At 65.9% G+C, this 7,105-nt stretch carries 5 protein-coding genes; 2 read left to right on the top strand and 3 right to left on the bottom strand.

What is annotated here, in order from left to right; genetic code table 11:
- Positions 1–1,157: formyl transferase (locus tag EN906_RS16935; RefSeq protein ID WP_127375273.1), on the bottom strand; the 1,157-nt coding region annotated here is incomplete at its 3' end.
- Positions 1,158–1,405: 248 nt separating this feature from the next.
- Between EN906_RS16935 and EN906_RS16930 the strand changes: the two genes are divergently transcribed.
- Both EN906_RS16930 and EN906_RS16925 read left to right on the top strand, forming a co-directional pair.
- Positions 1,406–3,508, top strand: a complete 2,103-nt coding sequence (locus tag EN906_RS16930) for an exopolysaccharide transport family protein (RefSeq protein ID WP_127272564.1) — start codon at positions 1,406–1,408, stop codon at positions 3,506–3,508.
- A 1-nt stretch (position 3,509) separates the two neighbouring features.
- A complete protein-coding gene (locus EN906_RS16925) occupies positions 3,510–4,841 on the top strand; it encodes a VpsF family polysaccharide biosynthesis protein (RefSeq protein WP_127272565.1) in 1,332 nt (443 codons plus the stop codon).
- On the opposite strand, the gene EN906_RS16920 is transcribed toward EN906_RS16925, so the two are convergent.
- Together EN906_RS16920 and EN906_RS16915 are read right to left on the bottom strand one after the other, a co-directional pair.
- Positions 4,804–6,066: a cellulase family glycosylhydrolase gene (locus EN906_RS16920; RefSeq protein WP_127270842.1), complete on the bottom strand. Its 1,263-nt coding sequence runs from the start codon at positions 6,064–6,066 to the stop codon at positions 4,804–4,806. The genes EN906_RS16925 and EN906_RS16920 overlap by 38 nt on opposite strands.
- Positions 6,063–7,105 (bottom strand): glycosyltransferase (locus EN906_RS16915; RefSeq protein WP_127375272.1); only part of this gene is annotated, 1,043 nt, incomplete at its 5' end. The genes EN906_RS16915 and EN906_RS16920, both read right to left, overlap by 4 nt.

The following is a 7,105-nucleotide window of genomic DNA, read 5'->3' as shown; positions in this document are numbered from 1 at the left end:
TCGGAGAAGGCGCCGCCACCGTCGCGGACGGTGGCGAACAGCCACCAGGCGCCGCCATGCTCGACAAGCGTGGCGTCGCTGGCCACGACACCGGACAGAAGCGTCGCCTCCTTGACCCATCCACCGGGGAAGGCGGTGGCCCGGTAGAGATCGACGGTGCCGTTGGCGCAGCTTTCCGGCACCATCCAGACCTCGCCGTCGCGCTCGAAGACGAAGGGGTAGGAGAGATGGTAGGGCAGATCCAGCACCGGTTCAGGTCGTCCGAGCGGGCCTGCCGGGCCGAAGGGCACGGCGGAGATGATGGCTTTGCCGAGCCGGTGGATATAGTCCTCGACGAACAGGGTCAGCTGGCCCTGGTAGAGGATGGGAAACGGATCGGCGTAGAAGCGGCTGCCATCGTCCGGCAGCTCTTGCCAACCCGACGCCGGATGGGCACGCAGGTCGAACAGATCGGAGCCCCCGGTTTGCCGCCAGCCGACCTTCCAATGCGGCGCGTTGTAGCAAAGGTGATAGATCTTCTGGACGATCCGCCGCGCCAGCGCCTTGCCGGCTCTGACCCCAAGCTTGCCGGCCGAGGGCATTGGCGGCGGGCTGCCTGCCTGCGCCGGCTCTGGCAGATCGGGCACCGACTTTGCCGCGCCTGACATGGCAGCGACGATCAGGCTTGCTGTGCGCGCCAGCATATCCTGGAAGGACGCCAGCGCGATGCCGCCATATTCTGTGCCCAGACGCCCGGCCGCGATCGCAACGCCGTTCTCCTCGATGCGGGCAAGTGGCGTGCGGCCGGCGAGGATCGAGGCCAGCAAGGCCGCTTCGCCGCTGGCGCCGTCATAGGTGACGTGCCAGACGCGTGTGCTTTCCAGCCTGACATCGCCGCAGAGGTCGATGACCAGGTCGGGCGAAGCGGGGGACTGCCGATAGGGCGCGAGCGCCGAAAGCGGCACACGCTTGGCCAGTCCATCATGGGCCAGTCCATCATGGGGCAGTCCGTGGATCGCCGTTTCGAGTTGAAACAGGGCTGCGGCGCTGCGCGGAATGCCGCCGCCCGCCGGCCTGACATCGACGGACAGTTCGTCGCCGAGCGCGGCAAGGCGCTCCAGCAGCGTGAGATGAAAGGCGCGGACGCAGTCGCCGTCCAGGCGTAGACTTATCTGCATGGTGGAGGCCCGAAAACGCGGTGCCCGGCCTTGCCGGCCAGGCCGGTCCGGTCAAATTGTAACCCCATCTGCATCCGTCTCCGCTCGCCGCGTAACCAACACCCCGATATGTATATTTTTAAGCAAACCGCGTGCCAAAATTCACGTCACCTCTCAACATAATTAACAATGTTTTAACAGTTGGAGGAATAGCTAGGTTAGCGCCGCAACTGACCTTGCCGGCATATGGAGTATTGTCGGAGGCAGCCATGCAATCATCCCTGCCCATGGTTCCTCAGCAACACTCTCCGGATGCGGCACGCGCGGGATCATACGCAGCTTCGACTGTCGAACTGGGCGACCTGAAGCGCATCCTGGTGCGCCGCCGGTTCTGGATCTTCGGCACTGTCGCACTGCTGACGCTGGTCGCCCTTCTCTACGGTCTTTTCACGCCCGCGCTCTACAGCTCGGCGGCGGAAATCCTCATCGATCCGCAGGACCTGCAGGTGGTCACCAACGACGTCAATCCCAGCCGTATCTCACCCGATGGCGGCATCACGCAGGTCGAGAGCCAGGTCAGCGTGGTCCAGTCGACAGGCGTGCTGATGCGGGCGATCGCGGCGACAAACCTGACGCAGGATCCGGAATTCAACGGGCAGGGCTTGCTGTCGCGCCTGCTCGGTTCGGCATCGGCCGAAGGCGACAGGTCGGTGCAGACACTCGACGCGCTGCGCCGGCGCCTGGCGGTGAAGCGGGCCGACAAGGTCCTGGTCCTCGACGTCATCGTCACCGCCAAGAGCGCCGACAAGGCCGCCCTCCTGGCCAACGCCATCGCGCAGGCCTACCTGGTCGATCAGGCGAGCGCGCGCGCGAAAATGGCCAGGGACGCCTCCGAGTCGATCACCGCCCGGCTGGACGAGCAGCGCAAACGCGTCCAGCAGGCCGAGAATGCCGTCGAGGCCTATAAGTCCGCCAACAACATGGTGATGGCGGCAGGGAACCTGGTCAGCGACCAGGAACTGACCGAGATCAACACGCAGCTTGCGGCGGCGCAGAGCCGCACCGCGGCGCTGAAGGCGCAGGTCGACCAGATGCGCCGGCAGAGCGGCACGGCGGACGCAACCTCGGAGGCGATGCGTTCGGCGGTGATCTCGAGCCTGCGGGCACAGGAGGCGACGCTGGTCGACCAGGTCTCGCAGCTCGGCACGGAGCTGGGGCCGCGTCATCCTTCGCTGATCGCAGCCCAGCAGCAGCTGCGCGACACGCGCCAGCTGATCGCGCGCGAGCTCGGCCGCATCGCCACCGCCACCGAGACGGACTACGAACGGGCGCTGGCCAACCAGCAGGCGCTGGAAGCCAAGGTCGCCGGCATGAAGAGCAAGTCGCTCGACACCGACCAGGCCTCGGTGCGGCTGCGCGAATTGCAGCGCGATCTCGAGGCGCTGCGTTCCGTCTACTCGAACTATCTCCAGCGCGCCCAGGAGACGCGCGAGCAGATCAATGTCGACAGCACCAATGCGCGCATCATCTCCAATGCCATGCCCGCCTTGAAGAAAAGCTGGCCGCCTTTGCCGCTGCTGTTGCTGGGCGCGATATTCGGCGGCCTCGGGCTCGGCACCGGTCTGGCGCTGATCGCCGAATATTCCTCGCCGACGGTGCTTTCCAGCGCGCAGATGCAGTCGGCCATCGACGCGCCGGTGCTGGGCGTGGTGCCGGCAAATTCAGGCACTGGGTGGCGCTGGTGGCCTTTCGGCGCAAGTTCGGCCGCCGCCTCCAGCCAGAAGACCGACGCCGTTGTCGGCCTTGCGCTGAGGCGCATGTTCAGTTCGGGCCAGCGTCCGGCGGACTGGCCGCTGGTGCCTTCCATCCTGGTGACATCGTCGCCGGGCGAGGGCGCGCAGCGCAGCCGGGTGGCGCGGCTGCTGGCCAATGCCGCGGCGTCCAGGGGCAGCCGGGTGCTGTTCATCGATGCCAATGCCGGCGGCGGCGACCAGAAGGATCCGCAGCCGGGGATCCTCGATGTGCTGCGCGGCGAGTACGCCTTTGAGGCCGTCAGCCATTACGCCGCCGGCAGCAACGTTGCCGTGCTGGGCAGGGGCCGCTCAAAGGCGGTTTTCCAGGAAGCGCATGGCATCTATTTTGCGCAGCAGATGCTGGCCCGGGCCAGCCGGAGCTTCGAACTCGTCGTCATCGACGGCGGCGCGCTGGCCGACAATCTCAATGCCTCGCCGCTGGTCGCCATGGCCGACGAGATCGTACTCGTCGCCACGCTGAACGCCACCCCGATGCGCGACGTCACGACGACCGCGCAGGCGGTTTCCGTCATGGGGCGGTTGCCGACGGCCGCCTTGCTGGTCGACGAGGCCGCCTGATATGGCTGCCAGTTGGAGCGCAAGCGCTTCGAACCATGGTGCTGCCGCACCCCGCGCCGGCACGTCGCTCGATGCGCTGACGCGCTTCGGACTGATCGCGGCGGTAGCGGTGCTGTTCGGCATCTCGGGCGGCATGCTGTGGCTGGTCGGCTACAATTATGATGGCCTGTTCGGCAACCCGGCGACCAAGATCCACCCGTCCACCTATCTCATCGTCCTCTTGTTTGCCTGGCGCTCCTGTGCGTCAGGCAATCCGGTCGGCTATATCGTCCATCTCGCCGACAGGCGGCCGGCCAGCGCGCTGATGGCCGCCATATCGATCGTGCTTTTGTTCGTCGTCATCGCCAGGCAGCGGCCCGGCATGGCTGGCATGATCGATACGTTCGTGGCCGCGGCACTTCTGGTGCTGATGCTCAGCGAGGACGACGAACGGACATTCGCCGGGCTGCAGACCGTCGTTCACGTTGTCATGACGGCGAATGCGCTGCTTGCCCTTTTCGAGTTCGCCACCAAGACGCTTATCTTCCCCTATCGCCTCGACGGCGTGGCGTTTACCACCGATCTGCGCTCGAGCGCGCTGCAGGGACATCCGCTCGCCAATGCCATGGTGACGTCGATCTACGTGCTTGCGCTGCTCTCCGGTGCCAGATCCCTGTCGACGCCTGTGCGGATAGGATTGATCGGCCTGCAATGCGCGGCACTTGTCGCGTTCGGCGGCCGTTCGGCGATGGTGATGACGATTGTGCTGGGCGGTTGCTATCTGCTTTCCAAGGGCATCAGCAAATTGCGCCGGGGACGCGTCAATCTCTTGGGTGCGGCACTCGGCTTCATGCTTGCCGCGCTGCTGCCGGTCGTCATCATCGTGGCGGCATATTATGGCTTTTTCGATGCGCTGCTGGAGCGCTTCGTGTCGGACAGCGGCAGCGCCAATGCCCGCGTCGAGATGTTCGAGCTCTTCAAGCACCTGGAATTACGCGATCTGATCGTGGGGCCGGATGTCGACCTGATTGACAGCCTGCGCCGCATCAACGGTCTCGAACAGGGCATCGAGAACCCGATTATCCGCACCGTCCTCTATCAGGGCGCCTTCTTCACCCTTTTGCTGACGTTCGGCTTCGTGCTGTTCCTGTTCGAGGTGGCGCGCCGCTGCCATCCCGGCATCTGGCTGCCGATGCTGGGCTGGGTCATTCTGATCAACACCTCGGAAAGCGTCGCGTCGAAGACGACGCTGCTGACCAAGTTCGTGGTGCTGGCGCTGGTGCTTTACCGGCCGACGCGGGCAGCGTTCAGGCCCGTCAGTCCGCCGGCATGGTCAGGCCAAGCGCCGCGATGATATCGGGGTCCAGTGCCCGGGTGGTGTCGTCCATCATGCCCATGCCATCGAAGAGATCCCACAGTGCCCAAGCGAAGCCGAGTTCCTCGGCGCTCCGTCTGACATCGGCGATGTAGCGCGCGCGATCCGGATTGGGGGCGGCGACATAGCGGGCGTCGGTGCGCAGCGCGCCGAACTCGCCCATGATGATGCGTTCCGGCGCAAGGCCGTGGCCGTCGGCCCAGTCGCGAACCTGGCGAAGATATTTGTCGACAAACCAGCGGTCGGGCCGGGCGTCGAAATAGACTTTCAGCACACGCTCGGTATCGGCATAGGCTGCCTGCTTGGCGTCTTCAGGGATTTCGGTGTCCTGCGCCATGCGCGCCCTGACCGATGCCAGCGTCTGTTCCAGCGAGCCGGCAGATGCCGGCCACGGCACATTGTTGAGCGACCGGTAGACGGGCTCGCGCATCCAGGGTGCCCCCTGATGGCTGAACAGATAGGGCTCATAGAAGTGGAAGGTGAACAGGATCGGCTCGAACGGGGACAGCGGTGCCGGATCGAGCGCTGTCAGTCCGCTCACCATCGAGCCGCAGCCGCCGGTGACGACCAGCGGCAGGGTCGCGGCCGATGCTCTTGCCGCCGTCAGAAGTGAAAGCTGGATCTGCGACCAGACGTTCGACGCGCAGGCCTGCGCCGGCTCGTTGACCGGCTCGAGCGCCACCCTGCCGGGCTGGAACCGCGCCAGCCTGCCGGCAAGCTCGCCGACCAGCCCGCGGTAGAGATCGAACGCGGGTGCGGCGGTGCTGGAGACCATGCGGTCGGGGTTCCAGTAATGGGTGGCTGCATTGGCCTGGATGTTGACGATGATGCCGAGATCGGCGTGGAGGGTGGCCGTGACAGCGGCATCCAGCATGTCCAGCAACCGGCTGCGCGTGGTGGCGTCGGCGGCCAGGAAAGGGCCGGGATCAACAGGCAGTCGGATGAAATCGAGCCCGGTCTCGCGCAGCCGACGCAGGTCGTCCGGGGTCGGCACCGGCCGTTGCGACTGGAAGGGCGGCCAGTCATAGTCGGTGCGCGGAGCGGGAAATTCGCGCGTCAGCGAGAACCAGGGCCAGGCGTTGACGCCGCGCCGAAATCGCGGCCCGGCGGCTGCGCGAGCGATTGGTGCGACCGGGAGCGAGCCGAGAGCCGCCGCGGTGGACAGCGCCGTCCGCAGCACCCGCCGGCGCGACCAGCCTGTCATACGGTTCCTGGCGATGCATGATCCATCGCGGTGGTCTTGGCGGCGGTCATGCCGAGCAAATGATAGGCCTCATTTTCATAGGCGAGCAGGACATCGTCCCAGCGAAAGGCTTCCTGAGCGCGCGCCCTGGCGGCAACGCCGCAGGCCTTGACCAAGGCGTCATTGTCCAGCGCCTGCTGCATCCGCTTGGCGCAACTGTCCTTGTCGGTGAAGTAGATCGCCGCAGCTCCGGCGGTCCATCTGTTGTAGGGATTGTCGTGGGCGATCACCATGTTGCCGGCCGCCAGCGCCTCGACCAGCGACGGGTTGGTGCCGCCGACCGTGTGGCCATGCAGATAGGAGCGGGCGTGGTATCTGAGCGCCTTGACCGTCGCCTGGTCGTAGATGGCGCCCGGCAGGACCACCGAGCCATTCGCCGCCTTGCGGATGGCGGCATGATAGGGGATGTCGTCGGACAGCGTTCCCAGCACTACCAGCTTCATGTCGCGCTTGGCGGAGCAAAAAGCTTCGACGATTGGCAGGATGTTGTTGTCGGGTTCGATGCGCGCGATCGAGATGAGATAGCGCCCGGGCTCGAGGCCGAGCGCCCGGACCGGCGCCTCGGGCGCCGATGTCACCGGATCGGCGCCATAGGCGATGGTGGCGATGGCGCTGCGCGGCCGGCGCGTCGCCAGGTGATCTGCGATGGCGGGATGATCGGCGACCAGCCGATGCGAGGCCCATGCGCCGATCCATTCGTTGAGCCAGAACCAGGTTCGCGCCGCCATTCCCCATTTTGGGCGGCGCCACTCGATGCCGTCCATGTTGGTGAAGATCTTGCGTCGCTTCAGCCTGAGCCAGGTCAGGAAGACCGCGCCATTGTAGCCGAGCACCAGGCAAACGCCCGGTCGCCGGGCGGCGTCGCGGGCGCATTGCCAGTCGAATTCCAGCGTCGCGCGCGGTCCCTTGGAGGCAACCTGGATGTGAATGAGCTCGATGCCGCGCCAGGTTTCGCTGCGCACCCTCTGGTCGATCCGCTCGACCTCATCCTGGCAATAGA

Origin of the sequence: Mesorhizobium sp. M7A.F.Ca.CA.004.06.1.1, assembly GCF_003999135.1 — a bacterium.
GTDB lineage: Bacteria > Pseudomonadota > Alphaproteobacteria > Rhizobiales > Rhizobiaceae > Mesorhizobium.
The sequence above is the reverse complement of the archived record's forward strand: the minus strand, read 5'-3'. Positions and strand labels throughout refer to the sequence as shown.